The organism is Frigoribacterium faeni (assembly GCF_007988805.1).
Taxonomy (GTDB): domain Bacteria; phylum Actinomycetota; class Actinomycetes; order Actinomycetales; family Microbacteriaceae; genus Frigoribacterium; species Frigoribacterium faeni.
Genome location: NZ_BJUV01000023.1, coordinates 20,196 through 43,075, shown reverse-complemented (window position 1 = coordinate 43,075; position 22,880 = coordinate 20,196). Strand labels below are relative to the sequence as shown.

The 22,880-nt window shown below is 70.9% G+C and carries 20 protein-coding genes; 10 read left to right on the top strand and 10 right to left on the bottom strand.

Going from position 1 to position 22,880, the window contains the following annotated elements:
• Positions 1-90: 90 nt before the first annotated feature.
• Positions 91-921 carry an aldo/keto reductase gene (locus FFA01_RS11380; RefSeq protein WP_146856180.1) on the bottom strand — a complete coding sequence of 277 codons (831 nt, stop codon included), beginning with the start codon at positions 919-921 and terminating at the stop codon, positions 91-93.
• 99 nt (positions 922-1,020) lie between these two features.
• Positions 1,021-2,229 (bottom strand): MFS transporter, encoded by a 1,209-nt coding sequence (locus tag FFA01_RS11375; protein ID WP_146856177.1) that lies wholly within the window; start codon positions 2,227-2,229, stop codon positions 1,021-1,023.
• Positions 2,230-2,560: 331 nt separating this feature from the next.
• Between FFA01_RS11375 and nrdH the strand changes: the two genes are divergently transcribed.
• The 5 genes from nrdH to FFA01_RS11350 all read left to right on the top strand — a co-directional run bounded on the left by nrdH (position 2,561) and on the right by FFA01_RS11350 (position 7,622).
• Entirely contained in the window at positions 2,561-2,794 is a 234-nt protein-coding gene (nrdH, locus tag FFA01_RS11370; RefSeq protein ID WP_055794227.1) for a glutaredoxin-like protein NrdH, read from the top strand.
• Positions 2,795-2,883: 89 nt separating this feature from the next.
• Entirely contained in the window at positions 2,884-3,300 is a 417-nt protein-coding gene (gene nrdI, locus FFA01_RS11365) for a class Ib ribonucleoside-diphosphate reductase assembly flavoprotein NrdI (RefSeq protein ID WP_146856175.1), read from the top strand.
• A gap of 38 nt (positions 3,301-3,338) precedes the next feature.
• Entirely contained in the window at positions 3,339-5,444 is a 2,106-nt protein-coding gene (gene nrdE / locus FFA01_RS11360) for a class 1b ribonucleoside-diphosphate reductase subunit alpha (protein WP_146856191.1), read from the top strand.
• Between the two features lie 119 nt (positions 5,445-5,563).
• Positions 5,564-6,565 (top strand): class 1b ribonucleoside-diphosphate reductase subunit beta, encoded by a 1,002-nt coding sequence (gene nrdF, locus FFA01_RS11355; protein WP_244289819.1) that lies wholly within the window; start codon positions 5,564-5,566, stop codon positions 6,563-6,565.
• Between the two features lie 115 nt (positions 6,566-6,680).
• On the top strand, positions 6,681-7,622 hold the full coding sequence (locus FFA01_RS11350) for a hypothetical protein (protein ID WP_146856173.1): 942 nt from the start codon (positions 6,681-6,683) through the stop codon (positions 7,620-7,622).
• 105 nt (positions 7,623-7,727) lie between these two features.
• On the opposite strand, the gene FFA01_RS11345 is transcribed toward FFA01_RS11350, so the two are convergent.
• The 4 genes from FFA01_RS11345 to FFA01_RS11330 form a co-directional block, all read right to left on the bottom strand.
• On the bottom strand, positions 7,728-9,569 hold the full coding sequence (locus tag FFA01_RS11345) for a glycoside hydrolase family 35 protein (protein ID WP_146856170.1): 1,842 nt from the start codon (positions 9,567-9,569) through the stop codon (positions 7,728-7,730).
• 133 nt (positions 9,570-9,702) lie between these two features.
• Positions 9,703-11,064 carry an ABC transporter substrate-binding protein gene (locus FFA01_RS11340; protein WP_146856167.1) on the bottom strand — a complete coding sequence of 454 codons (1,362 nt, stop codon included), beginning with the start codon at positions 11,062-11,064 and terminating at the stop codon, positions 9,703-9,705.
• 91 nt (positions 11,065-11,155) lie between these two features.
• Positions 11,156-12,124, bottom strand: a complete 969-nt coding sequence (locus FFA01_RS11335; RefSeq protein WP_146856165.1) for a carbohydrate ABC transporter permease — start codon at positions 12,122-12,124, stop codon at positions 11,156-11,158.
• 1 nt (position 12,125) lies between these two features.
• Positions 12,126-13,073: a carbohydrate ABC transporter permease gene (locus tag FFA01_RS11330; protein WP_146856162.1), complete on the bottom strand. Its 948-nt coding sequence runs from the start codon at positions 13,071-13,073 to the stop codon at positions 12,126-12,128.
• Positions 13,074-13,160: 87 nt separating this feature from the next.
• Here FFA01_RS11330 and FFA01_RS11325 point away from each other — a divergent pair, with 87 nt between their 5' ends.
• Entirely contained in the window at positions 13,161-14,207 is a 1,047-nt protein-coding gene (locus FFA01_RS11325; protein WP_182501148.1) for a LacI family DNA-binding transcriptional regulator, read from the top strand.
• A 141-nt stretch (positions 14,208-14,348) separates the two neighbouring features.
• On the opposite strand, the gene FFA01_RS16280 is transcribed toward FFA01_RS11325, so the two are convergent.
• The 3 genes from FFA01_RS16280 to aztA form a co-directional block, all read right to left on the bottom strand.
• On the bottom strand, positions 14,349-15,602 hold the full coding sequence (locus tag FFA01_RS16280; protein ID WP_146856158.1) for a kynureninase: 1,254 nt from the start codon (positions 15,600-15,602) through the stop codon (positions 14,349-14,351).
• Positions 15,599-16,651 carry an amidohydrolase family protein gene (locus FFA01_RS16275; RefSeq protein ID WP_146856155.1) on the bottom strand — a complete coding sequence of 351 codons (1,053 nt, stop codon included), beginning with the start codon at positions 16,649-16,651 and terminating at the stop codon, positions 15,599-15,601. Before FFA01_RS16275 ends, FFA01_RS16280 begins: the two co-directional genes overlap by 4 nt.
• Before the next feature lie 129 nt (positions 16,652-16,780).
• Positions 16,781-17,455, bottom strand: coding sequence for a zinc ABC transporter ATP-binding protein AztA (gene aztA, locus FFA01_RS11310; RefSeq protein WP_146856153.1), 675 nt, complete (start codon positions 17,453-17,455; stop codon positions 16,781-16,783).
• A gap of 50 nt (positions 17,456-17,505) precedes the next feature.
• On the opposite strand from aztA, the gene aztB reads away from it, so the two are divergent.
• From aztB to aztD, 4 genes are read left to right on the top strand one after another with little or no spacing between them, the layout of a single operon-like run.
• The gene (aztB, locus tag FFA01_RS11305) at positions 17,506-18,417 is read left to right on the top strand and encodes a zinc ABC transporter permease AztB (RefSeq protein WP_146856151.1); all 912 of its coding nucleotides are present in this window, start codon (positions 17,506-17,508) and stop codon (positions 18,415-18,417) included.
• Entirely contained in the window at positions 18,392-19,705 is a 1,314-nt protein-coding gene (locus tag FFA01_RS11300; RefSeq protein WP_208720909.1) for an ABC transporter, read from the top strand. Before aztB ends, FFA01_RS11300 begins: the two co-directional genes overlap by 26 nt.
• Positions 19,702-20,619 carry a zinc ABC transporter substrate-binding protein AztC gene (gene aztC, locus FFA01_RS11295; protein ID WP_146856149.1) on the top strand — a complete coding sequence of 306 codons (918 nt, stop codon included), beginning with the start codon at positions 19,702-19,704 and terminating at the stop codon, positions 20,617-20,619. The genes FFA01_RS11300 and aztC overlap by 4 nt, the downstream gene beginning before the upstream one ends.
• Positions 20,620-20,662: 43 nt before the next feature.
• On the top strand, positions 20,663-21,946 hold the full coding sequence (aztD, locus tag FFA01_RS11290) for a zinc metallochaperone AztD (RefSeq protein WP_146856147.1): 1,284 nt from the start codon (positions 20,663-20,665) through the stop codon (positions 21,944-21,946).
• A 91-nt stretch (positions 21,947-22,037) separates the two neighbouring features.
• Here the strand turns inward: aztD and FFA01_RS11285 are convergent, their stop codons facing one another.
• A complete protein-coding gene (locus tag FFA01_RS11285; protein ID WP_146856145.1) occupies positions 22,038-22,811 on the bottom strand; it encodes a class I SAM-dependent methyltransferase in 774 nt (257 codons plus the stop codon).
• Positions 22,812-22,880: the final 69 nt, after the last annotated feature.

The window sequence follows — 22,880 nt, the reverse complement described above, 5'->3', positions numbered from 1 at the left end:
GGGTCAGCGCCGACCCGCCCCCGACGACAGGGACCCGCCGCCCCGGGCAGCAGCCACGGCGCTCACGGGAGGACGCGAGGGAGGAGCGGGTCAGTCGACGTCGTCGGGGTGCGATCCGGTGCGCTGCCCCGACTCGAGCCCGGCGATCGCCGCGAGCTGGTCCGCGTCGAGCTCGAAGCCGAAGACGTCGAGGTTCGATCGGATGCGCGACGCGGTCGCCGACTTGGGGATCACCACGAGGCCCTGCTGGAGGTGCCAGCGGATGACGACCTGCGCCACGCTCACCCCGTGGGCGTCCGCGATCGCGGTCAGGGTCGGATCGTCGAGGATCCGCCCGCGCGCCAGCGGCGACCAGGCCTCGGTCACGATGCCCCGTTCGTCGGCGAATGCGCGGAGCTCGCGCTGGGGCAGCCACGGATGCGCCTCGACCTGGTCGACGACCGGCACGACGTCGGTCTCGCCGAGGAGCCGCTCGAGGTGGCTCACCGAGAAGTTGCTCACCCCGATCGAGCGGGCACGGCCCTCGGCGCGGATCGCCTCGAGCGCGCGGTAGGTCTCGACGTACCGGTCACGGCGGGGAGCCGGCCAGTGGATGAGGTAGAGATCGACGTGGTCCGTGCCGAGCAGGGCCAGGCTCTCGTCGAAGGCCCGCAGCGTCTCGTCGTAGCCCTGCGCCGTGTTCCAGACCTTCGTCGTGAGGAACACCTCGTCGCGCGCCAGGCTGGAGTCGCGCAGCGCCCGTCCGACGCCCGCCTCGTTGCCGTAGAGCGTGGCCGTGTCGACGTGCCGGTAGCCCGCGTCGAGGGCGGTGCGGACGACGCGTTCGGCCTCGTCGTCGGCGACCTTGTAGACGCCGAGGCCGAGCTGGGGGATCGTCGCGCCGTCGTTCAGCGTGATCAGTGGGACGTCGATGTCGGGCATGCCTCGATCCTGCCAGCCGCGAGCCGGACCGGGGCCCGGTCGGGCGCATCCGCTCCCTGGGAGGGTCGCGTCCGGTGCGGACGGCCGAGGAGGCGCGGGTCAGCTCGGCTGGATCGTCACCGGCTCGGTGTCGGGCAGCGGGCTCGCATCGCGCCCCCGCAGATCGGGGAGGGCGCGATGGAAGGCGATGCCGACGAGCATGCCGACCAGGGCGAAGACGGCGGCCACGATGAGGCCGCCCTGGCCGCCGATGCGGTCGATGTAGAACCCGGCGATGGCCGAGCCGAGGGCCGATCCGATGAGCTGCCCGGTGCCGGCCCAGCCGTAGGCCTCGGCCGTGTCGCTGAACTTGACGCTCGACGAGACGATCGCGAACATCACGGCCAGGGCCGGGGCGATGCCGACGCCGGCGATGAGCAGGGTGATGCTGAGCGGCCACAGGCCGGTGGCGAAGATGGCCAGCGTCATGCCGACGAAGACGATCGCGAGCCGGCGGGCCAGGGCCCAGGGGCCGACGGGCACGTGCCCGAGGGCGAGACCGCCGACGAGCGAGCCGGCCGCGAAGATGGCCAGCGCGATGCCCGAGTCGGCGCTGCCCTCGCCGAAGAGGGCGACGACGCCGGCCTCGACCGCGGCGCAGGCGCCGATCAGGAGGAACCCGGCGACGGTGGCGAGCAGCACGGTGGGGCGGGCGAGCACCTTGCCGAAGGCGCGCTTGCTGCGGGGGATGCGCACCCGGCCGACCTCGGGGGAGGCGATGAACCAGATGCCGCCGCCGACCAGGAAGGCGGCCGCGAGCCAGATGGCCTCCTGGGTGCCGATCTGCGTGCCGACGAACGTCGTGATGACCGGGCCGGCGACCCAGATGATCTCCTGGGCGGATGCGTCGAGCGAGAAGAGGGGCGTCAGCTGGTTCGAGGTGACCATCTTGGGGTAGATGGTGCGGACCGCGGGCTGGACGGGAGGCACGCTGAGGCCGGTGACGAAACCGAGGGCCATGAAGGCGGGGACCGAGAAGTCGTAGAGCGAGAAGGTGACCATCGTGAGGAAGCAGACGATCAGGGTCAGGGTGAGCACGGGGCGCATCGCCCAGCGGCCCATCCAGCGACTGGTGAGGGGGCCGGAGATCGCCTGCCCGATGCTCGTCGCGGCCAGGACGAGACCGGCCGCCGCATAGGAATGGTGCACGTGCTCGACGTGGAGCAGGAACGCGAGCGACAGCATGCCGAACGGGAAGCGCGCGGTCAGCTGGGCCGCGATGATGCGCGAGACGCCGGGCGTCTTCAGCAGGGTCGAATAGGTGCTCACGAGGGGACAAGTCTACGAGCGGACGGGGCCGTCGCGACACGCCGTCGGCCCGAAGTGGGGACAGCCCGATTCGAATGTCGGAGGTGGGGAGAAGGATGTGGAGAACTCACCGGAAACGGGGACAACACCCGCAGAACTGTTGGCAACTTGTGGGCGACCCTGTGGAAAGTCGGCTGTATGAGAGTTACACCGGTGTAACACCGCATCTAGTTGTGCCCACGAGTGTCGGCCACTAGATGTAGTATCGAAGAGTCGCCGCGGGCACTACGCCCCGCTGGCCCACGAACCACCAGACCCGGCCTCGAAAGCCGGCCAGAACACAGGGGATCACATGGCCATCACCGTCTACACCAAGCCGTCCTGCGTCCAGTGCACGGCCACGTACCGCGCCCTCGACAACAAGGGGATCGAGTACGACATCCTCGACGTCACGGCCGACGACGCCGCGCTCGAGACCGTCAAGGCGCTCGGCTACCTCCAGGCCCCCGTGGTCATCGCCGACGACGACCACTGGAGCGGTTTCCGCCCCGACAAGATCGCCGGTCTCGCCGCTCGCATCTCCTGACCCGGCGTGCCGCACCCGGCGAGGTCGTCACCACGACCTCGCCGGGTCGGCACCCCACCGTCCGCGCATCGCAGGGAGGTCACGACGACATGGCGAATCTCGTCTACTTCTCCAGCGTCTCCGGCAACACTCGACGGTTCGTCGAGAAGCTGGGGGTGCCGGCCGAGCGCATCCCCCTGTTCCCTTCGGAACAGCCGCTCCATGTCAGTGACCCCTACGTCCTCGTGCTGCCCACCTACGGTGGCGGCGAAGGGCGAGGCGCCGTCCCGAAGCAGGTCATCCGGTTCCTCAACGACGAGGGCAACCGGCGTCTCATCCGAGGCGTGATCGCGGCGGGCAACACCAACTTCGGGGAGGGCTACTGCCTGGCCGGCGACATCATCGCCGCCAAGTGCGAGGTGCCCCTTCTCTACCGTTTCGAGGTCTTCGGAACGCCAGGCGACGTCAACGCAGTACACACAGGATTGGAACGATTTTGGACTCAGCAGTCGATGATCTCGAAGTGATCGCCGCCCCGGGCCAGGGGCTCGCCGGCACCACCGGTATGGACTACCACGCGCTCAACGCGATGCTCAACCTGTACGGTCCGTCGGGCGAGATCCAGTTCGACAAGGACCGCGAGGCGGCCAAGCAGTACTTCCTGCAGCACGTCAACCAGAACACGGTCTTCTTCCACAACCTGCGTGAGCGCCTCGACTACCTCGTCGAGAACGAGTACTACGAGGCCGCGACGATCGAGCAGTACGACTTCTCGTTCGTCGAGAAGCTCAACGACCTCGCCTACTCGAAGAAGTTCCGCTTCCAGACCTTCCTCGGCGCGTTCAAGTACTACACCTCGTACACGCTCAAGACGTTCGACGGCAAGCGCTACCTCGAGCGCTTCGAGGACCGCGTCGTCATGACCGCCCTCGGTCTCGCCCAGGGCGACGAGCAGCTCGCGATCGACCTGGTCGAGGAGATCATCGCCGGCCGGTTCCAGCCGGCCACGCCGACGTTCCTCAACACGGCCAAGGCCCAGCGCGGCGAGCTCGTCAGCTGCTTCCTGCTCCGCATCGAAGACAACATGGAGTCGATCTCGCGCGGCATCAACTCGTCGCTGCAGCTGTCGAAGCGCGGTGGCGGCGTGGCCCTGTCGCTCTCGAACATCCGCGAGGCCGGTGCGCCGATCAAGCAGATCGAGAACCAGTCATCGGGCATCATCCCCGTCATGAAGCTCCTCGAAGACAGCTTCAGCTACGCCAACCAGCTCGGGGCCCGTCAGGGCGCCGGTGCCGTGTACCTCAGCGCGCACCACCCCGACATCATGCGGTTCCTCGACACGAAGCGCGAGAACGCCGACGAGAAGATCCGCATCAAGACGCTGTCGCTCGGCGTCGTCGTGCCCGACATCACGTTCGAGCTCGCGAAGAACAACGAGGACATGTACCTCTTCTCGCCGTACGACGTCGAGAAGGTCTACGGCGTCCCCTTCGGCGACGTCGCCATCAGCGAGAAGTACCGCGAGATGGTCGCCGACTCGCGCATCAAGAAGACCAAGATCAAGGCGCGCGACTTCTTCCAGACGATCGCCGAGATCCAGTTCGAGTCGGGCTACCCCTACATCGTGTTCGAGGACACGGTCAACAAGGCGAACCCGATCAAGGGCCGCATCAACATGTCGAACCTGTGCTCCGAGATCCTGCAGGTCAACACGCCGACCACCTTCAACGAGGACCTCTCGTACAACGAGATCGGCAAGGACATCTCGTGCAACCTCGGCTCGATGAACATCGCGCTGTCGATGGACGCCCCCGACCTCGGCAAGACCGTCGAGACCGCGATCCGCGGACTCAGCGCGGTGAGCGACATGAGCCACATCTCGTCGGTCCGCTCGATCGAGGTCGGCAACGACCAGTCGCACGCGATCGGCCTCGGCCAGATGAACCTGCACGGCTACCTCGCTCGCGAGCACGTGCACTACGGCAGCGAAGAAGCGATCGACTTCACGAACATCTACTTCTACACGGTGCTGTTCCACGCCCTCCGCGCCTCGAACACCATCGCGATCGAGCGCGGCGTGACGTTCGGCGGCTTCGCCGACAGCACGTACGCGTCGGGTGAGTTCTTCGACAAGTACACCGAGCAGGTCTGGGCTCCGTCGACGGCCCGCGGCGCATCGCTCTTCGCCGACGCTCAGGTCGCCGTCCCCACGCAGGACGACTGGCGCGAGCTGAAGGCCAGCGTCATGGCCCACGGTCTCTACAACCAGAACCTCCAGGCCGTCCCGCCGACCGGATCGATCTCGTACATCAACCACTCGACGTCGTCGATCCACCCGATCGCGTCGAAGATCGAGATCCGCAAAGAGGGCAAGCTCGGCCGCGTGTACTACCCGGCGCCGTTCATGTCGAACGACAACCTCGAGTACTACACGGACGCCTACGAGATCGGCCCCGAGAAGATCATCGACACGTACGCCGCGGCGACGCAGCACGTCGATCAGGGCCTCTCGCTGACGCTCTTCTTCAAGGACACCGCCACGACGCGCGACATCAACAAGGCGCAGATCTACGCATGGCGCAAGGGCATCAAGACGATCTACTACATCCGTCTCCGTCAGCTCGCCCTCGAGGGCACCGAGGTCGACGGCTGCGTCAGCTGCATGCTCTAGAGCCCGTCGCCGCGACCGCCGCATCTGCGGCGGCGCGGACCCACGGCTCACCCGGCGCGGGTCGGGACCACTCGACCCGCGCCTCCTGAACTCCAGATCTTCTCCTCGAAAGGCACGTCATGACCATCACCGACCCGGTGCACGCCACCGGCAAGTCGATCCCGCTGATCAAGTCGGTCAGTGCGATTAACTGGAACCGCATCCAGGACGACAAGGACGTCGACGTCTGGAACCGTCTGGTCAACAACTTCTGGCTGCCCGAGAAGATCCCGCTGTCGAACGACGTCCAGTCGTGGAACACCCTCACCCCCGAAGAGCAGCAGCTCACGATGCGCGTCTTCACCGGCCTCACGCTGCTCGACACGATCCAGGGCACCGTCGGCGCCATCAGCCTGATCCCCGACGCGATCACCCCGCACGAAGAGGCTGTCTACACGAACATCGCGTTCATGGAGTCCGTGCACGCCAAGAGCTACTCGTCGATCTTCTCGACCCTCGCGTCGACCCCCGAGATCGACGACGCCTTCCGCTGGTCGGTCGAGAACCCGAACCTGCAGAAGAAGGCCCAGATCGTCCTCGACTACTACACGGGCGACGACCCCCTCAAGCGCAAGGTCGCCTCGACCCTGCTCGAGTCGTTCCTGTTCTACAGCGGCTTCTACCTGCCGATGTACTGGTCCTCGCGGGCCAAGCTCACCAACACGGCCGACCTGATCCGCCTCATCATCCGCGACGAGGCCGTGCACGGCTACTACATCGGCTACAAGTTCCAGAAGGGCCTCGAAGGAGCCTCGGAGGAGCGCAAGCAGGAGATCAAGGACTACACGTTCAACCTCCTCTTCGAGCTCTACGAGAACGAGATCCAGTACACCCAGGACCTCTACGACGGAGTCGGCCTGACCGAGGACGTCAAGAAGTTCCTGCACTACAACGCCAACAAGGCGCTGATGAACCTCGGCTACGAGGCCATGTTCCCCAAAGAGACGACCGACGTGAACCCCGCGATCCTGTCGGCCCTCTCGCCCAACGCCGACGAGAACCACGACTTCTTCTCGGGGTCGGGCTCGTCGTACGTGATCGGCAAGGCCGTCACCACCGAAGACGCCGACTGGGACTTCTAGCCCCGAAGCATCACACCGTCGAACCGGCGCGGGACCACAGAGCATCGTGGTCCCGCGTCGATTCCGTCGTTCCGGGGTCGTCTATGCGCATCGGCGGCCCCGCTAGGGTCGGAGCGTGAACACGGGGGAACGAACACCGATCAGCGCCCGCACCGTCCTGCTCTTCGCCGCGGTGGGGGTGGTGGCCGCCGTGCTGGGTCTCGTTCCGTGGCTCATCACGGGGATGCGCCTCCCACTCCAGAACCTCTGGGCGGAACCGGTCGTCGCCCCCGACGGGGTCACGGCGGCGCCCGAATCGATGCCGATCGCGCTGCTGCCGTTCAGCCAGTACGCGCTGACCTTCACCGCGACGCTGCTGATCGCCGGAGCGGCCGTCGCGGGACTCGCCGCGCGCCTCCTGCGGGCTCGTGCTCGCCGCGGAGCCGTCGTCGCCGTGCTCGCCGGCGTGGTCCTCACGCAGCTCGTCGCCCTGCTGCAGAGCGCCCTCACGGCCGCGGCCGGGCTGCAGGATCGCCTCGAGTCGGTCGTCTACCTCGCCGCCGCGACCACGGCGGGTGTCGTCGCCATCGTCATGGGGGCGGTCGTCGTCGTGCTGATCGCGCGGGCTCCGGCGGGTGCGGCCGTCGTCGGTCTCAGCATCGGCGCCCTGGCCATCGTCCAATGGGCCCAGGGGCTGGTTTACCCGATCTTCTCGCTCGTCACACAGGCCTCCCCGGCCATCGACGCCGTGCTCGTCTGGCTCCCCGCCGTGCTGGTCGCCGCCGCGATCGTCTGGGCGGGGGTCTCCACGGTCGGGCGCGTGATCGGCGCCCTGGTGTCGCTGCTCGCCCTCTGGAGCGGGCCCGCCGCGATCACGGCGATCTCGAGCGCGGCGGGCACGCGCGTCTACGCCGGCTACCCCTTCGAGATGGCCGAGGTCGTGGGCCAGATCTTCCGGGCGGCCCTGCTGAGCCCGGCGACGTGGCGGGCGGTCGTCGCGGCGGCCGTCATCGCCGCGGTCGGGCTGACGCTGCGCGGTCCCGTGCTGCGGCGGTTGGGCGGCGCGAGCCCGCACTGAGACACGGCCGGCCTGGCTGATGAACCCCGGATGCGACGATGAACCCCGTTCGATCGGGGTTCACCGTCGCGAACGGGGTTCTCGGCGACAGGGTGCGGCCCGCCGCTACTGCTCGGTGTGCCCCAGATCGGGCCGCGCCACGAACGACAGGCCGGCCGACGCCGCCGCTCCCACCTCGAACACGACCACGTCGTTCGCGCCCGCGCGCAGCTGCTCGCCGGGCAGGTACAGCGTGTGCTGCGGCCCGCGCGACCAGTACCGCCCCAGGGAGAAGCCGTTGACCCACACGACGCCCTTGCCCCACGACGACGTGTCGAGATAGAGGTCGACCGGCTCGTCGACGTGCAGGGTGGCGTGCGCGAACACCGGCCCCGCCAGCGGCACCGCCCCCGAGGAGGCGCGGGCCGTGTCGACCGCCGAACCCGCCGCCCCCGAGGAGGCGCGGGTCGCGTCGACCGCGGTGCTCACCGCACCGCCCCCGCCGAGCGACGCCACCACGGCGTCGAGGTCGAGCGGCAGCGCCTGCCAGTCGACGAGGGGTGTCCCGTCGAGCAGGGCCGGCCCGATCAGGCCCTTCGCCTCGCCGATGCGGACGCCGTAGTTGACGCGCCCCTGATCCTCGACCAGCACCTCCAGCACGTCCCCGGCGGGCAGCGTGATCGCGTGGTCGTGATGATCGCGCTGCAGCACGCCGACGCGCACCCCGTCGACCGAGACGACCGCCCGGTCGCGCACCTCGCCGAACGACAGCACGCGCGGCGAGGCCCCGGCCGCGACCGGCAGCCCCACGCGGTACAGCGTGAACCCGGTGTACCGGCCCAGCGAGTCCATCGTCGGAACCTCGTGGGCGGACCGCCACGGGCCGGCGGTGCCGTGGGCGACCGCGTCGCGCAACGGCAGCACGGTGTCGAACGAGGCCTCGAGCACGGGCGCCGGCATCGCGGCCGCCGGCACCTCGTCGGGCACCGCGGCGTAGCGCGCGATCACCTCGCGGAACGCGAAGAACTTCTCGGTCGGGAACCCCGCCTCGTCGAGCGGGGCGTCGTAGTCGTACGACGTCACGTGCGACTGGTACATGCCCTTGTGGTTGGCCCCGTTGGTGAACCCGAAGTTCGTGCCGCCGTGGAACATGTAGATGTTGACCGAGGCGCCGGCCGCGAGCAGCGCGTCGAGCTCGGCGGCGGCCTCGGCGACGGGCGTCGTGTGGTGGTGCTCGCCCCAGTGGTCGAACCAGCCGTCCCAGAACTCCGAGCACATCAGCGGCCCGGTCGGCTGGTGGCGGCGCAGGGTCGCGAGCCGCTCGTCGGCGCGCGAGCCGAACGACCCCGTCTTGTGCAGCTCCGGCAGGCTGCCGGCCTCGAGCATCTCGTCGGTGGGCTGGTCGACGGTGGTCAACGGCACGGTGATCCCGGAGGCGCGGGTCAGGTCGACCAGGTGCCGCAGGTACGCCGAGTCGTCGCCGTACGCGCCGTACTCGTTCTCGATCTGCACCAGCACGACGGGCCCGCCCGAGTCGACCTGCCGGGGCGCGACGATCTCGTAGACGCGGCGGAGGAACTCGTCGACGGCCTCGAGGTAGAGCGGCTCGCTGCGGCGGACTCCCACGGCCGGGTCGTCGAAGAGCCAGCCGGGCAGCCCGCCGCCGTCCCACTCGGCGCAGATGTACGGCCCGGGTCGCACGATCGCGTGCATGCCCTCGGCGGCGACGAGGTCGAGGAACCTCCCGAGGTCGAGGCCCTCCGTCGTGTCGAAGTCGCCCCGCTGCGGCGAGTGCGCGTTCCAGGCGACGTACGTCTCGATGGTGTTCAGCCCCATGAGGCGCGCCTTGTGGATCCGGTCGGCCCACTGGGCGGGGTGCACGCGGAAGTAGTGGAGGGCGCCGGAGAGCACCCGGTGCGGGCGACCGTCGAGTTCGAAGTCGGTGGCGCCGATGGTGAAGCGGGACAAGATTCCTCCGGAGGAGCGAGGTGGGCGAGAGGGGCTGAGCGGACGGAGCGGGGGAGGCGCGGACACGGAGACGGGGAGGTCGCGGTCGTGATGACCCGCGCCTCCCCGTCCCTCGGATCCGGGGAGCGGAGTGCTACTCGTCGCTCACCGTGAAGCCCTGCTCCTCACCGTACGACGCCGACGACTGGCCCCACTTCTCGAGCACCGGCTCGAGCGAGCTGCCGTTCGTGTAGGCCGACGAGGCGCTGTCGCTGAAGATGCTGTTCGCGTAGACCTGGAAGGGCAGGTACTGCCAGTCGGGGAGGACGTCCTGCGCGGCCTGACCGAGGACCTCGTTGATCTTCTGACCGCCGAAGTACTCGGGAGCCTCGCTGGTGAACTCCTCGCTGGTGAGGTCGGCGGTCGTCGACGGGAATCCGCCGGCGTCCATCGAGATGGTGCGGCCCTCCTCCTCGGCGGTGGCGAACTTGGCGAACGCGGCGGCGGCGGCCTTGTGCTCGGACTGCTCCATCACGGCGACGGACGATCCGCCGTTCTCGGCGGTCGCGGTGTCACCCTCCTCGTACTGGGGCATCGGGGCGACGCGCCACTGGCCGGAGCCGTCGGCGGCCTGCGCCTCGAGGTTGCCGGGCATCCAGGCGCCGGTCAGCAGGGTCGCGATCGAGCCGTCGCTGAGGCCGCGGAACCACTCGTCGGTCCAGCCGGGGGTCTGGGCGAGCTCGCCGCCCTCGACGAGCTGGTCCCACATGGCGGTGTACTTCTTTGCGCCCTCGTCCTGCATGTTGATCGTGACGTTCTCGCCGTCGACCGTGTACGGGTGCCCGCCGGCCTGCCAGATCATGCTCGTCGTGAAGCCGGCGTCGCCGGAGTCGCTGGTGATGTACTGGTTCGGGTCGGCGTCGTGCATCTTCTTCGCGGCCGCGACGTACTGGTCCCACGTGGTGGGCACGTCGATGCCGTACTTGTCGAAGACGTCCTGGCGGTAGAACATCGCCATGGGGCCGCTGTCCTGCGGCAGGGCCCAGATCTGGTCGCCGTCGGTGACGGAGTTCCAGGTGGAGGCGGTGAAGTCGCCCTCGAGGTCGCCGAAACCGTAGCCGCCGAGGTCGGCGAGCGAGCTGGCGAGCGAGAACTGCGGCACGGCGAAGTACTCGATCTGCGCGACGTCGGGGGCGCCCTTGCCGGCCTTGATCGCGTTCTGCAGCTTGGTGTACTGGTCGGCGCCGGTGCCGACGTTCTGCACGTCGACGGTGATGTCGGGGTACTTCTTCTCGAAGGCCTCGGCGATCGGCTCGACGGCCGGGGCCCAGGCCCAGACGGTGATGGTCTGCTTCTCGGTCAGGGCCGCGGCGATGTCGTCGGGCGAGCCCTCGGCGGAGCCGGAGCCGGAGCCGGATCCGCTCGAGCAGGCGGCCAGCGAGCCGGCCAGGGCGAGGCCGAGGCCGAGCGCGGCGGCGCGCGTCGCCGTGCGGCGGAAGGTGGAGCGTCGAGTCATGGTGCTGCCTTTCACTTCTTCGTGTGGGGTGTGCTGCGGGTGTTCGGGTGTCGCGGTGAGGGGAGGTGCGGGGGAGCCGGGGAGGCGCGGGTCAGGCCTTCACGCCGCCGGCGGTCAGTCCCGACTGCCAGTAGCGCTGGAGGAACAGGAACGCCACGACGATCGGGATGATGGTGAGGAACGAGCCGGTGATGACCAGGTTGTAGATCGGGTCGCCGCCGACGGTCGTCGACTGCGCGTTCCACTGGTTGAGACCGACCGTGAGGGGGTACCAGGTCGAGTCGCTCAGCATGATCAGGGGCAGGAAGTAGTTGTTCCAGGTCGCGACCATGGTGAACAGCAGCACCGTGATCAGGCCGGGGCTGAGCAGGCGCAGGCTGATGGTGAAGAACGTGCGGAGCTCGCTCGCGCCGTCCATCCGGGCCGCCTCGAGGATCTCGGTCGGCACCGAGTCGACCGCGTAGGTCCAGATCAGGTAGAGGCCGAAGGGGCTGATGAGCGACGGCAGGATGATCGCCCACGGCGTGTTCGTCAGGCCCATCTGGCTGAACATCAGGAAGGTCGGCACGGCGACGGCCGTCCCGGGCACGGCGACCGCGCCGAGCACGATCGCGAAGACGGCCTTCTTGCCGGGGAAGTCGAACTTGGCGAGGCCGTAGCCGGCCAGCGTGGCCAGCAGGGTCGCGCCTCCCGCTCCGACGACGACGTAGAGCACGGTGTTGCCGAGCCAGCGGACGAACTCGCCGTCGTTGTAGGTGAAGACGTCGCGGATGTTGTCGAACAGGACGAAGTCGCCGCTGAACCAGAGGCCGAACGAGCTGAACAGGGCGTCCTGCGTCTTGGTCGAGTTGACCAGCAGCCAGAACAGGGGGAGGAGCGCGTAGACGAGCATCAGCGCCATGAGGATCGTGAGCACCGGGCTCCGCTTGGCCTGCGGGCCGCGGCCGGATCCGCGCCGGACGACTCCGCCGCCGCGACCCGAGCGGGCCGTGCGGGCGGGACGGCCGGAGGCGGGGGCCGCCGTGGAGGCGTCGGTCGCGTCGGTCAGGAGGGTCGACATGTCAGGAGTCCTTCCGGGATCCGCTGAGCTGGACCACGTAGGCGACGACCGCCGTGAGGACGCCCATGATGATCGCGATGGCGGCGGAGTAGTTGTACTGCTGACCCGCGAACGACAGGTTGTACGCGTACATGTTCGGGGTGAAGTAGGTGCTGATCGAGTTCGGCGCCAGGGTCTGCAGGATGTTCGGCTCGTTGAAGAGCTGGAAGCTGCCGATCACCGAGAAGATGGCGGCGATGACGAGAGCGCCGCGGATGGCGGGCAGCTTGATGCTGCGGATGATGCGGAACTGGCCGGCGCCGTCGAGCTCGGCGGCCTCGTAGAGGTCGGGCGAGATGACCCGGAGAGCGGCGTAGAAGATCAGCATGTTGTAGCCGACGAACTCCCACGTGACGATGTTGCCGATCGACAGCAGGATCCAGCTCTGCGAGAGCGGGTCGGGCAGGGTGATGCCGAGCCCGTCCTCGAGGTTGCCGACCAGGCCGAAGCGCTTGCCGTAGATGAAGCCCCACATCAGGGCGGCCACCACGGCGGGGACGGCGTACGGCAGGAAGATCGAGATGCGGAACAGCGGCGAGAAGAACAGTCGCGCCGAGTCGATCGCCAGCGCCGCGGCGAGGGCGATCAGCAGCATGATCGGCACCTGCACGAGCAGGAACAGGCTGACGCGGCCGAGGGAGTCCCAGAAGTTCGGGTCGCTGAGGGCCTGGGCGTAGTTCGCCAGTCCGACGAACGAGTTGCCGCCGATCAGCTGCTCTTTGAAGAGGCTGAGGTAGATGGCGTAGACGACGGGGGCGACGAGCATGACCGCGAAGACGATCATGAACGGGAGCACGAAGCCCCAGCCCGTCCACCGGCGCTTGTCGCGACGCAGGCCCGAGGAGGCGCGGGTCGGGCCGGGAGGCGGACCCGCCGGTGGGCGGGTCGCGGGTGTCGACAGCGTTGTCATGTCCATCCACTTCGTCGGGGGTGTTTGCGTAAACACATCGGCGCGTGCCGCTAGGTGTTTACGTAAACATCTGGGATGGTGGTAACCATGACATCTCCGACGCGACTCGTCAAGTCACCGTCTGGTCACGGTCGCGCACGGACGGTCTCGATGGCCGACGTCGCCGCTCTCGCCGGTGTGTCGTCGCAGACGGTGTCCCGCGTCTCGAACTCGGCGCCGAACGTCGAGTCGTCGACGAGGCAGCGCGTGCTCGACGCGATGAGCGAGCTCGGCTACCGGCCGAACAGCGCCGCACGTGCCTTGAAGACCGGCCGTTTCCGCAGCATCGGCGTGATCATGTTCACGCTGTCCACCCTCGGCAACATGCGCACGCTCGACGCCATCGTCACGGCGGCGTCCGGCGCGGGCTACACGATCACCCTCATGCCGGTGGCGCACCCGACCGAGGGGGAGGTCGCCGGGGCCTTCAGCCGTCTGCAGGAGGAGGCGGTCGACGGCGTCATCATCGTCATCGAGGCGCACATGCTCGACCGCGCCGAGGTGATCATCCCCGTAGGGCTGCCGGTCGTCATCATCGACTCCGACGCCCGCGACCCCTACGTCGTGGTCGACACCGACCAGGAGCAGGGCACCCGGCTCGCGACGCAGCACCTGCTCGACCTCGGGCACCGCTGCATCGTGCACGTCTCCGGTCCCGACACCTCGTTCTCGGCCACCCGGCGCGAGGCCGCCTGGGCGGCGACGATGCGCGACGCGGGGGTCGACCCGCAGCCGGTGCTCAAGGGGGACTGGACCACCGCCTCCGGGTATCGGCACGGTCTCGAGCTGGCCCGTCGCGACGACGTCACCGCGGTCGTCGCGGCGAACGACCAGATGGCGCTCGGCGTCATGCACGCGCTCCACGAGTCGGGCCGGTCGATCCCGCGCGACGTCAGTGTGATCGGCTTCGACGACACGGAGGAGTCGGGGTCGTTCTGGCCCCCGCTGACCACCGTGCATCAGAACTTCACCGAGATCGGGCGGCGCTCGATGGACGTGCTCCTCGAGCTGCTCGACGGGCGGGCGCCCTCGCGCGACCGCATCGTGCCGACGCACCTCGTCGTCCGCAAGAGCACCGCCGCGCCCCGCCGCTGACGCGCGCCGCCCGCACCTCTCACCCCGCGCCTCCTGAGATGAACCCCGTTCGCGAAGATGAACCACGCTAAAACGGGTTCATCTTCGTAATCGGGGTTGATGGGTGCGGCGCGGCGCGGCGCGGCGGTGCCGCGCACCGCGTCAGCCGGCGAGCAGCGCGGCGCGGATCGCCGCGATGCCGACCCGCACCTCGGCGAACGTCGTGCTGAGCGGCGAGAGCCCGATGCGCAGCCCGTCCGGGTTGCGGAAGTCGGGTACGACGCCCTCCTCCCAGAGCGCGGCCACGACCGCCCGGAACGACGGATGCGTGACCGTCACGTGGCTGCCGCGCAGCTCGGCGGCCCGCGGCGTCGCGACCGTCACGCCGAGCGGCCCGAGCCAGGCGTCGACCAGGGCGAACGCGTAGTCGGTCAGGGCGAGCGACTTCGCGCGGATCGCGTCGATGCCGGCCTCCTCGACGAGGTCGAGCATGTCGTGCAGCGGGAGCATGCCGACGACGGGCGGCGTCCCGCTGATGAACCGGCGGATGCCCGGCGCCGGGGTGTAGCCGTCCGCCATCGCGAAGACGTCGGCGGCGCCCATCCAGCCCTGGATCGGCTGCTCGAGCGTCGGCAGCAGGTCCCGCCTCGCGTAGAGGAACGCCGGCGCCCCCGGCCCGCCGTTGAGGTACTTGTAGCTGCAGCCGACCGCCACGTCGACGCCCCACTCGTCGAGCCGCATCGGCACGACGCCGACCGAGTGGCAGAGGTCGAACAGCACCAGCGCGCCCGCCGCGTGCACGAGCTCGGTGATGGCGGCCATGTCGGCCACGTATCCCGAGCGGTACGAGACGTGGTTGACCAGGACGACCGCGGTGTCCGGCCCGACGACGTCGGCGAGCAGGTCGACGGTCACCCCGAGCGTCGGGTCGACGTGCACCCAGCGGACCGTGGCGCCGCGCTCGCGCGCGATGCCCTCGACCACGAAGCGGTCGGTCGGGAACTGGTCGTCGTCGATCACGATCTCGTGCCGGTCGGGCCGCGCCGCGAGCAGGGCGCGGATCGCCTTGTAGAGCAGCACCGTCGTCGAGTCGCCGACCACGGTCTGGCCGGCCGCGGCGCCGAGGGCGGCCGCGCCGATGCGGTCGCCCAGCACGGTCGGCAGGTCCATCCACCGCTCGTCCCACGAGCGGATCAGGCGGGTGCCCCAGTCGTGGCGGAGGAATCCCTCGATCCGCCCGGAGGTGGCGGTGAGCGGCCGGCCGAGCGAGTTGCCGTCGAGGTACGAGACGACGTCCCCGGCGGGCGCGAATCGCGAGACGAGGGCCGCGAGCGGGTCGGCCGCGTCGAGGGCGTCGGCGGGCAGCTCGGGATCGGGGGCGGCGAGGGGCGCGGAGGCCGAGGAGGCGCGGGTCACGTGGTCTTCTCCAGCAGGGTGTCGGGGGTGGTCACCACGGCGGTGGCCAGCCAGGCGGGTGCCTCGGCCGGGTCGTCGGGTGGCGGGGTGGGGATCCAGGTCGCGTGCGCGGTGCCGCGTCCGCCCTCGCCGACGCCGCCGAGCGGCACGCCGGCGACGAGCGCGTGCAGCAGCTCGTCGAGGCCGAGCCCGGCCCGCTGGAGGTCCCGGAGCTCGCGCTCGTTCACCCCGACGGGCAGGTCGCCGTTGCCGAGGTCGGTGCCGTAGAGCACGTGCCCGCCGGCGGTGCGGAACCTCGCGAGGTTGGCGACGGCGACGTCGTGCACCGCCCCTCCTCGGCCGTGGCCGTGGATGTCGAGGGTGCTGATCCAGCTGGTGCGGGCCGCGAGCCGCTCGATCAGCTCGTCGTCGAGGAGCTCGCTGAAGGGGGTGTGCGCGAACCGGTCGACGCCCGCGGCGAGGGCGCGGCGGGCCTGGCCGACTCCCTGCACGTGCGCCGTCGTCGTCATCACGTGCTCGGCCGCCGCGTCGACGATCGCGCGCAGGGTGGTGTCGTCGAACACGGGTCCGACGTCGGAGTTCAGCGTGATCTTCACCAGCGCGGCCCCGAGATCGTGCATCCGCTCGACGGCCCGGCGGGCGGCGGCGGGGTTCGCGACGACGACCGAGGCGGTGTCGGGGGCCCACGCCGAACGGCTCGGGTAGCCGCCGGGAGGGCAGAGCAGCCCTCCCGCGACGCGCACCTCGGGCCATCGGGGGTCGAGACGGCCGTGCTCGGGCCAGAGCGAGGCGGTGTCCGGGTCCCAGCCGAGGTCGTCCACGCGGGCGATGCCGCCGGGTCCGAGCAGCAGCGGATCGATGAGCCCGAGGTGGACGTGCGAGTCCGTGAAGGGGCTGAGCAGCGTGCCCGGCAGGTGCGGGATCCCGTCGTGGGCGGTGTGCGGCGGACCGAGCAGCTCGATCTCGTCGGTGAGCCGGACGACGCTGCGACGCGACCACGCGCCCGACCAGGCGTGGTCGACCGTGACGAACCGCGCCTCCTGGGTCATGCCACGACCCTATGCCGAGTCGCCGGGAATGCGGGCGTGTCCGGGTGGGACGCGCGTGGTCGGCGGACCGTTCCGCGCGATGACGTACGGCGACGCCCGGGGCGCCTCCCGAGCCGAGGAGGCGCGGCGTCAGCCCGAGACGCGCGTCACCCGGCCGTCGCGCAGGTGCACCACCCGGTCGGCGCGCGCCGCCGACGACTCGTGGTGGGTCGCGTGCACCACGGTCGCGCCGCGGGCGACCTCGGCGGCGACGACCTCCTCGACGATGCTCCGCGCGTCGGCGTCGAGGCCGGCCTCGGGCTCGTCGAGCAGCACCAGATCGGCCTGCTGAGCGACCGCCTGCGCGAGGAGCACCCGCTGACGCTGTCCGCCCGACAGATCGCCGAACGGGCGCCGCGCGAGGCGCGTCAGCCCGAGCCGGTCGAGCGCAACGTCGACGATCACCCGATCGGCCGCGGACGCGCGGCGCCAGGCGCCGAGGGCGGCCCAGCGGCCCATCGCGACGACGTCGCGCACCGTGAGCGGCAAGCGGTCGGGGGCCTGGCTGCGCTGGACGACCCACGCCGTCGAGGCGACGTCCCGTCGGTCGACGGAGCCGCCGGTCGGCGCGTGCGTGCCGGCGAGCACGGCGAGCAGGGTCGACTTGCCGGAGCCGTTGTGCCCCACGAGGGCCGTGGTCGCGCCTCGGGGCAGCTCGAGGCTGATCGAGTGCAGGGCCACGCGTCGATCGTCGTGGGCGGCCGTGACCTCGTGGAGGGTCAGGGGGGCGCGGTGCGGGGGTGGGGTTCGAGCGGTCGGGGTCACGTACCCAGCCTATCCATATTGATAATCGTTTTCATGTAGGGTCGTCGACCGTGACCTGGTTGACCGATCCCCTCAGCGCCTCCTTCGTGCTCCGCGCCCTGCTCGGCGGCGTGCTCGTCGCCGCCATCTGCGGCGTCGTCGGCACCTGGGTGGTGCTGCGCGGCATGGCGTTCCTCGGCGAGGCGATGGCGCACGGCATGCTGCCCGGCGTCGCGCTCGCGGCGCTCTCCGGCGTCCCCGTCGTGATCGGGGCCGCCGTCAGCGCGCTCGTCATGAGCGTCGGCGTCGGCGTGGTCGAGCGCCGGGCCCGCATCGGGGCGGACACCGCCATCGGGCTGCTCTTCGTCGGCATGCTCTCCCTCGGCGTCGTCATCGTCTCGCGCTCCCGGAGCTTCGCCACCGACCTCACGTCCATCCTGTTCGGCGACGTCCTCGCGATCTCCGCCGACGACCTCGCCCTGATGGCGGGAGCCCTCGTGGTGGTGATCGCGGTCGCGACCGTCATGCACCGGCCGTTCGTCGCGCTCGCCGTCGACGAGCGCCTGGCCGCCACCCTGGGCCTCCGCCCACGACGGGCCCGCGTCGTGCTCGTGGGCCTCGTCACCGTCGCCGTCGTGGCCTCGTACGGGGCGGTCGGCAGCCTCCTCGTCGTCGCCCTCCTGCTCGCGCCCGCGGTCGCGGCCGGCCACTGGGTGCGACGCATCCCCTCGACGATGCTGCTCGCCACCGGCTTCGGGGCGCTCGCCGCCCTCGTCGGCCTGCTCGTCTCCTGGCACGCCGGCACCGCCGCCGGCGCGTCGATCGCCGGCGTCGCGGTCGCGCTCGTGCCGCTCTCGGCGCTCCTGCGCCGCGCCCTCCCCGTCCGTCCCGCCGACGACCCCTCGCCGGCCTCGCCCGAGCCCGCCTCGTCCGATCCCACCCGACCGAAAGGCCTCCGTGCACCTGCGCGCCCCCTCGTCTGACCCGACCCGCACCTCCTCGGCATCGACCCTCCGGCGGTCTCCCCGAGCCGCGACGGCCCTCGCCGCCGCCGCGACCCTCGTCGCGCTCTCCGCCTGCAGCGCCCCCGCCGCCGAGCCCGCCGCCGAGGCGACCGACGCCTCGACCCCGCACGGCTACGTCGAGGGCGCGAGCGAGGGCTCCGAACCCCAGCTGCGACTCGCCACGGTCGACCCCGAGGGCCGGGTCGACCTGCTCGACCTGCTCGACGGCGAGAGCGAGGGCGTCGCCGAGATCGACCCCGCCGACTCCCTCTCGACCGACGGCCGCTTCGTGTTCGCCACCCGTGCCTCCGGAACCGTCGACGTCGTGGACACCGGCGTCTGGACCGTCGACCACGGCGACCACTCGCACTACTACCTCGCCGAGCCGCGCACCGTCGGCACGGTCGAGGCCTCGACCCCCGACGCCGGGGAGGCGCGGGTCGCATCCGGCGCGGACCTCACGGCCGTGCAGTTCCCGGCCACCGGCGAGCGCGTCGTGCTCGACACCGAGGCCCTGGGCGCGGGCGAGATCGACGAGCGGGCCCGCTGGGACGACGCGCCCCACGACGGCGTGGTCGTGCCGCTGGGGGAGTCGTTGATCGTGAGCACCCCGGGCGACACCGGCGACGAGGGTGCGGCGGCCGTGCGGGTCGTCGACCTCGACGGTCGCCCCGTCGACGGCGCCGAGACCGCCTGCGTCGACGCCGCCGGCACGATCACCACGCGCGTCGGCGTGGTCGTCGGCTGCGCCGACGGCGCTCTGCTGGCCACGGCCGACGACGCCGGGGCGGTGTCGTTCGACCGCATCGCCTACCCCGAGACGGTGACGCCGGCCGACCGCGCCGTCGCCTTCGACGGCCGGCGCGGCCGACCGACCGTGGCCGCCGTCGCGGGCGACCGGGGCGTCTGGCTGCTCGACACCCGCGAGCGCACCTGGAGCCTGGTCGAGACCCCCGACCCGCTGATCCGGGTCGCCGCCGTCGACGACGCCGAGGGGCACGTCGTCGGGCTCGACGCCGCGGGCCGCGTCGTCGTCCTGACCGCCGACGACGGCGTCCTCGCGACGACCGCCGCGCTGCTGCCCGAGACCGCGGCGGACGAGGCCGCGCTCGCGGGCGTCACCCTCACGGTCGACGCCAGCCGCGCCTACCTCAACGCCCCTCTCGAGGGCGCCGTGTTCGAGATCGACTACGCCGACGAGGCCCGGGTGTCGCGCACCTTCGAGCACGTCGGGGCCCCCGCGCTGCTCGCGGAGACCGGCCGATGAGGCGCGCGATCGCCGGTCTGCTCGGCGCGGGGCTCGTCGTCGGAGCGCTGGCGGGATGCGCGCCGGCGGCGAGCGACCGGCCGCTCGTGGTCGTCACGACGAACATCCTCGGCGACGTCGTCGGCGAGCTGGTCGGCGACCAGGTCGAGGTGATGACCCTGATGCGGCCGGACGCCGACCCGCACTCGTTCGAGATCTCGGCGCAGGAGGAGGCGCGCCTCCGCACCGCGGACCTCCTGGTGAGCAACGGCCTCGGCCTCGAGGAGGGACTGCAGCAGCACGTCGACGCGGCCGCCGCCGAGGGGGTGCCGACGGTCGAGGCCGGCGACCTCATCACGCCGCTCGCCTACGCCGACGGCGACGCCGAGGGGCTCGACGACCCGCACCTCTGGACCGACCCGACCCGGATGGTCGACGTCGTCGCCGGTCTGACCGACTCGCTCGAGACCGCGCTCGGCGACGAGCTCGACGCCGGCGAGCTCGCCGCGTCGTCCGCCGCCTACACGGCGGAGCTCCGGGCGCTCGACGCCGAGATGGCGTCGGCGTTCGCCGCGATCCCCGAGGCGCAGCGCGCGCTGGTCACGAACCATCACGTCTTCGGCTATCTCGCGGCCCGCTACGACGTCGCCGTGATCGGCGCCGTCGTGCCGAGCGGCACCACGCTCGCCGCGCCGAGCGCCTCCGACCTCGACGACCTCGTCTCGGCGATCGACCGGACCGGTGTGCGGGCGATCTTCGCCGACTCGTCGCAGCCCGACCGTCTCGCTCAGGTGCTGGCCGACGAGGCGGGCGTCGACGTCGCCGTCGTCGACCTCTTCACCGAGTCGCTCAGCGAGCCGGGCGAGGGCGCCGAGACCTACCTCCAGATGATGCGCACGAACACCGAGCGCATCGCCACCGGCCTGTCGCCGTGACCCACGCGGTCGCCGTGACCGGCCCCCACCCCGAAAGGAACGCATGAACCCCCTGCACCACTCCACCCGAGGGCGGCGCGCACGCCGCGCCTCCCTGGCCGTCGCCGCGGTCGCGTCGTCGGCCCTGCTGCTGACCGCCTGCTCGGTCGGCTCGGGCGAGACCCCGTCCGGCGGCTCCGGCACGACCGGCGCCTCGGCCGGCACGTCGGCCGGCACCGAGGTCGACTCGGCGCAGCCGCGCATCGCCCTCACCTACGACGGCGGGCTGTACGTGCTCGACGGCGAGACCCTCGAGACGGAGGCCGACCTCGATCTCGCGGGCTTCAACCGCCTCAACGCGAGCGGCGACGGACGGCACGTGCTCGTCTCGACCGGGGGCGGCTGGCAGGTGCTCGACACCGGCACCTGGACCGCCGCCGACGGCAGCCACCGCGTCGCCGAGCCCGCGCTGACCGACCTGGTGTTCGCCGGCGACACCCCCGGTCACGTCGTGCGACACGGCGGCAGGACGATCCTCTTCGCCGACGGGACGGGCGACACCACCGTCTTCGAGACCGCCGACCTGCTCGACACGAGCGGCGGCCTGCCCGAGACCGAGACGATCGAGTCGCCCGAGGCGCACCACGGCGTCTCGATCGAGCTGGAGGACGGCACGCTGCTGACGACCATCGGCACGCCCGACGAGCGGACCGGCGTCCGCGCCCTCGACGCCGACCGCTCCGAGATCGCCCGCAGCGAGGAGTGCCCCTCCGTGCACGGCGAGGGCACCGCGGCCGACGAGGTGGTCGTCTTCGGCTGCACCGACGGCGTGCTCCTCTACGACGACGGCGCCTTCACCAAGATCGACGCTCCCGACGCCTACGGCCGCACCGGGAACGCCTACGTGACGGACACGTCGAGCATCGCGGTCGGCGATTACAACTCCGACCCCGACAGCGAGGGCTACCTGCTGAGCAGCCTCGTGCTGACCGACACCGTCGCGAAGACGGCGACCGTCGTCGACCTGCCCGAGGGCGTGACCTACACCTGGCGCGACGTCGCCCGCGGCCCGGACGACGAGATCCTCCTGCTCGGCTCGGACGGCGCGCTGCACGTGCTCGACGAGACCACCGGCACCGAGACCGCGTCGTACCCGCTGATCGACGCGTGGGAGAGCCCGGTCGAATGGCAGGACGCCCATCCGGCCCTCGTCGTGCAGGGCGGCACCGCCTACGTCACCGACACGGCCGCGTCGTCGATCCACGCGGTCGACGTCGCCACCGGCGAGCTGCTCGCCTCGGCCGAGCTGCCCGAGGTGCCGAACGAGATCGCGGTCGTGACCGGCTGACCGGCTGACCGGCGTCAGGACGACGACCCGCGCCTCCCGGGCTCCTGCCTTCAGGAGTCGAGGAGGCGCGGGTCGTCCCGATCGCGCGGGCTCAGCCGGGCAGCACGGCCCGACTGCACCGTGCCACGTAGGGGACGCGGATGAGGTCGATGCCGCGGGTGTCGGGGTGGGTGTCGAGCAGGTGCTCGACGCGCGCCAGCAGGTCGGCGCGCTCGACGTCGGACAGGGTGATGACGTAGCTGCGCGAGGCGATCATGTCGAGGAACTCGGCGCGCTCCATCTCGTGCACCCACTCGACGTCGTGCCGTTCGATCTCGCCGAACGGGGCGCCGACGGGCGGGTTGTCGGAGTGCATGTCGCGCTCGCGGGGCTGCCGCATGACCCGGCTCAGCTCGGCCACCCACGGCACCGTCTCGTCGCGGATGTTCCAGATCAGGGCGAGGGTGCCGCCCGGGCGCAGCACCCGCGCGACCTCGGGGACGGCCCGGACCGGATCGACCCAGTGCCACGCCTGGGCGACGAACACGGCGTCCACCGAGTCGTCGTCGAGCGGGATCGACTCGGCGGAGCCGGCGACGGAGGCGGCCGCCGGCACGACCTGCTCGAGCTGCGCGCGCATGCCGTCGGAGGGCTCGACGGCGGTGACGGCGGGCACCTTCTCGAGCAGCACGCGGGTCAGCTTGCCCGTGCCCGCACCCAGGTCGACCACGTGACAGGCGCCGCTCGGGAGGAGCCAGTCGACGGCCTCCGTCGGGTACGACGGGCGGCCGCGCTCGTAGACGTCGGCGGCGAGGCCGAACGACGAGGCGAGGTCGGAATCGGGGTGGGTCGGGTCGAACCCGTGCTGGGTTGGTTGATGCGTCACCGGAACACTGTCGCACGACTCATTGCGTCACAGTGCGAACGTTACGTCGCGCTCGGAGGACCATGGATC

Bases quoted from the DNA above. Each gene is read 5' to 3' on its own strand.
- FFA01_RS11380 (WP_146856180.1), bottom strand. From the start codon at position 921: ATGCCCGACATCGACGTCCCACTGATCACGCTGAACGACGGCGCGACG.
- nrdH (WP_055794227.1), top strand. From the start codon at position 2,561: ATGGCCATCACCGTCTACACCAAGCCGTCCTGCGTCCAGTGCACGGCC.
- nrdI (WP_146856175.1), top strand. From the start codon at position 2,884: ATGGCGAATCTCGTCTACTTCTCCAGCGTCTCCGGCAACACTCGACGG.
- nrdE (WP_146856191.1), top strand. From the start codon at position 3,339: ATGGACTACCACGCGCTCAACGCGATGCTCAACCTGTACGGTCCGTCG.
- nrdF (WP_244289819.1), top strand. From the start codon at position 5,564: ATGACCATCACCGACCCGGTGCACGCCACCGGCAAGTCGATCCCGCTG.
- FFA01_RS11340 (WP_146856167.1), bottom strand. From the start codon at position 11,064: ATGACTCGACGCTCCACCTTCCGCCGCACGGCGACGCGCGCCGCCGCG.
- FFA01_RS11335 (WP_146856165.1), bottom strand. From the start codon at position 12,124: ATGTCGACCCTCCTGACCGACGCGACCGACGCCTCCACGGCGGCCCCC.
- FFA01_RS11330 (WP_146856162.1), bottom strand. From the start codon at position 13,073: ATGACAACGCTGTCGACACCCGCGACCCGCCCACCGGCGGGTCCGCCT.
- FFA01_RS11325 (WP_182501148.1), top strand. From the start codon at position 13,161: ATGACATCTCCGACGCGACTCGTCAAGTCACCGTCTGGTCACGGTCGC.
- FFA01_RS16275 (WP_146856155.1), bottom strand. From the start codon at position 16,651: ATGACCCAGGAGGCGCGGTTCGTCACGGTCGACCACGCCTGGTCGGGC.
- aztC (WP_146856149.1), top strand. From the start codon at position 19,702: ATGAGGCGCGCGATCGCCGGTCTGCTCGGCGCGGGGCTCGTCGTCGGA.
- aztD (WP_146856147.1), top strand. From the start codon at position 20,663: ATGAACCCCCTGCACCACTCCACCCGAGGGCGGCGCGCACGCCGCGCC.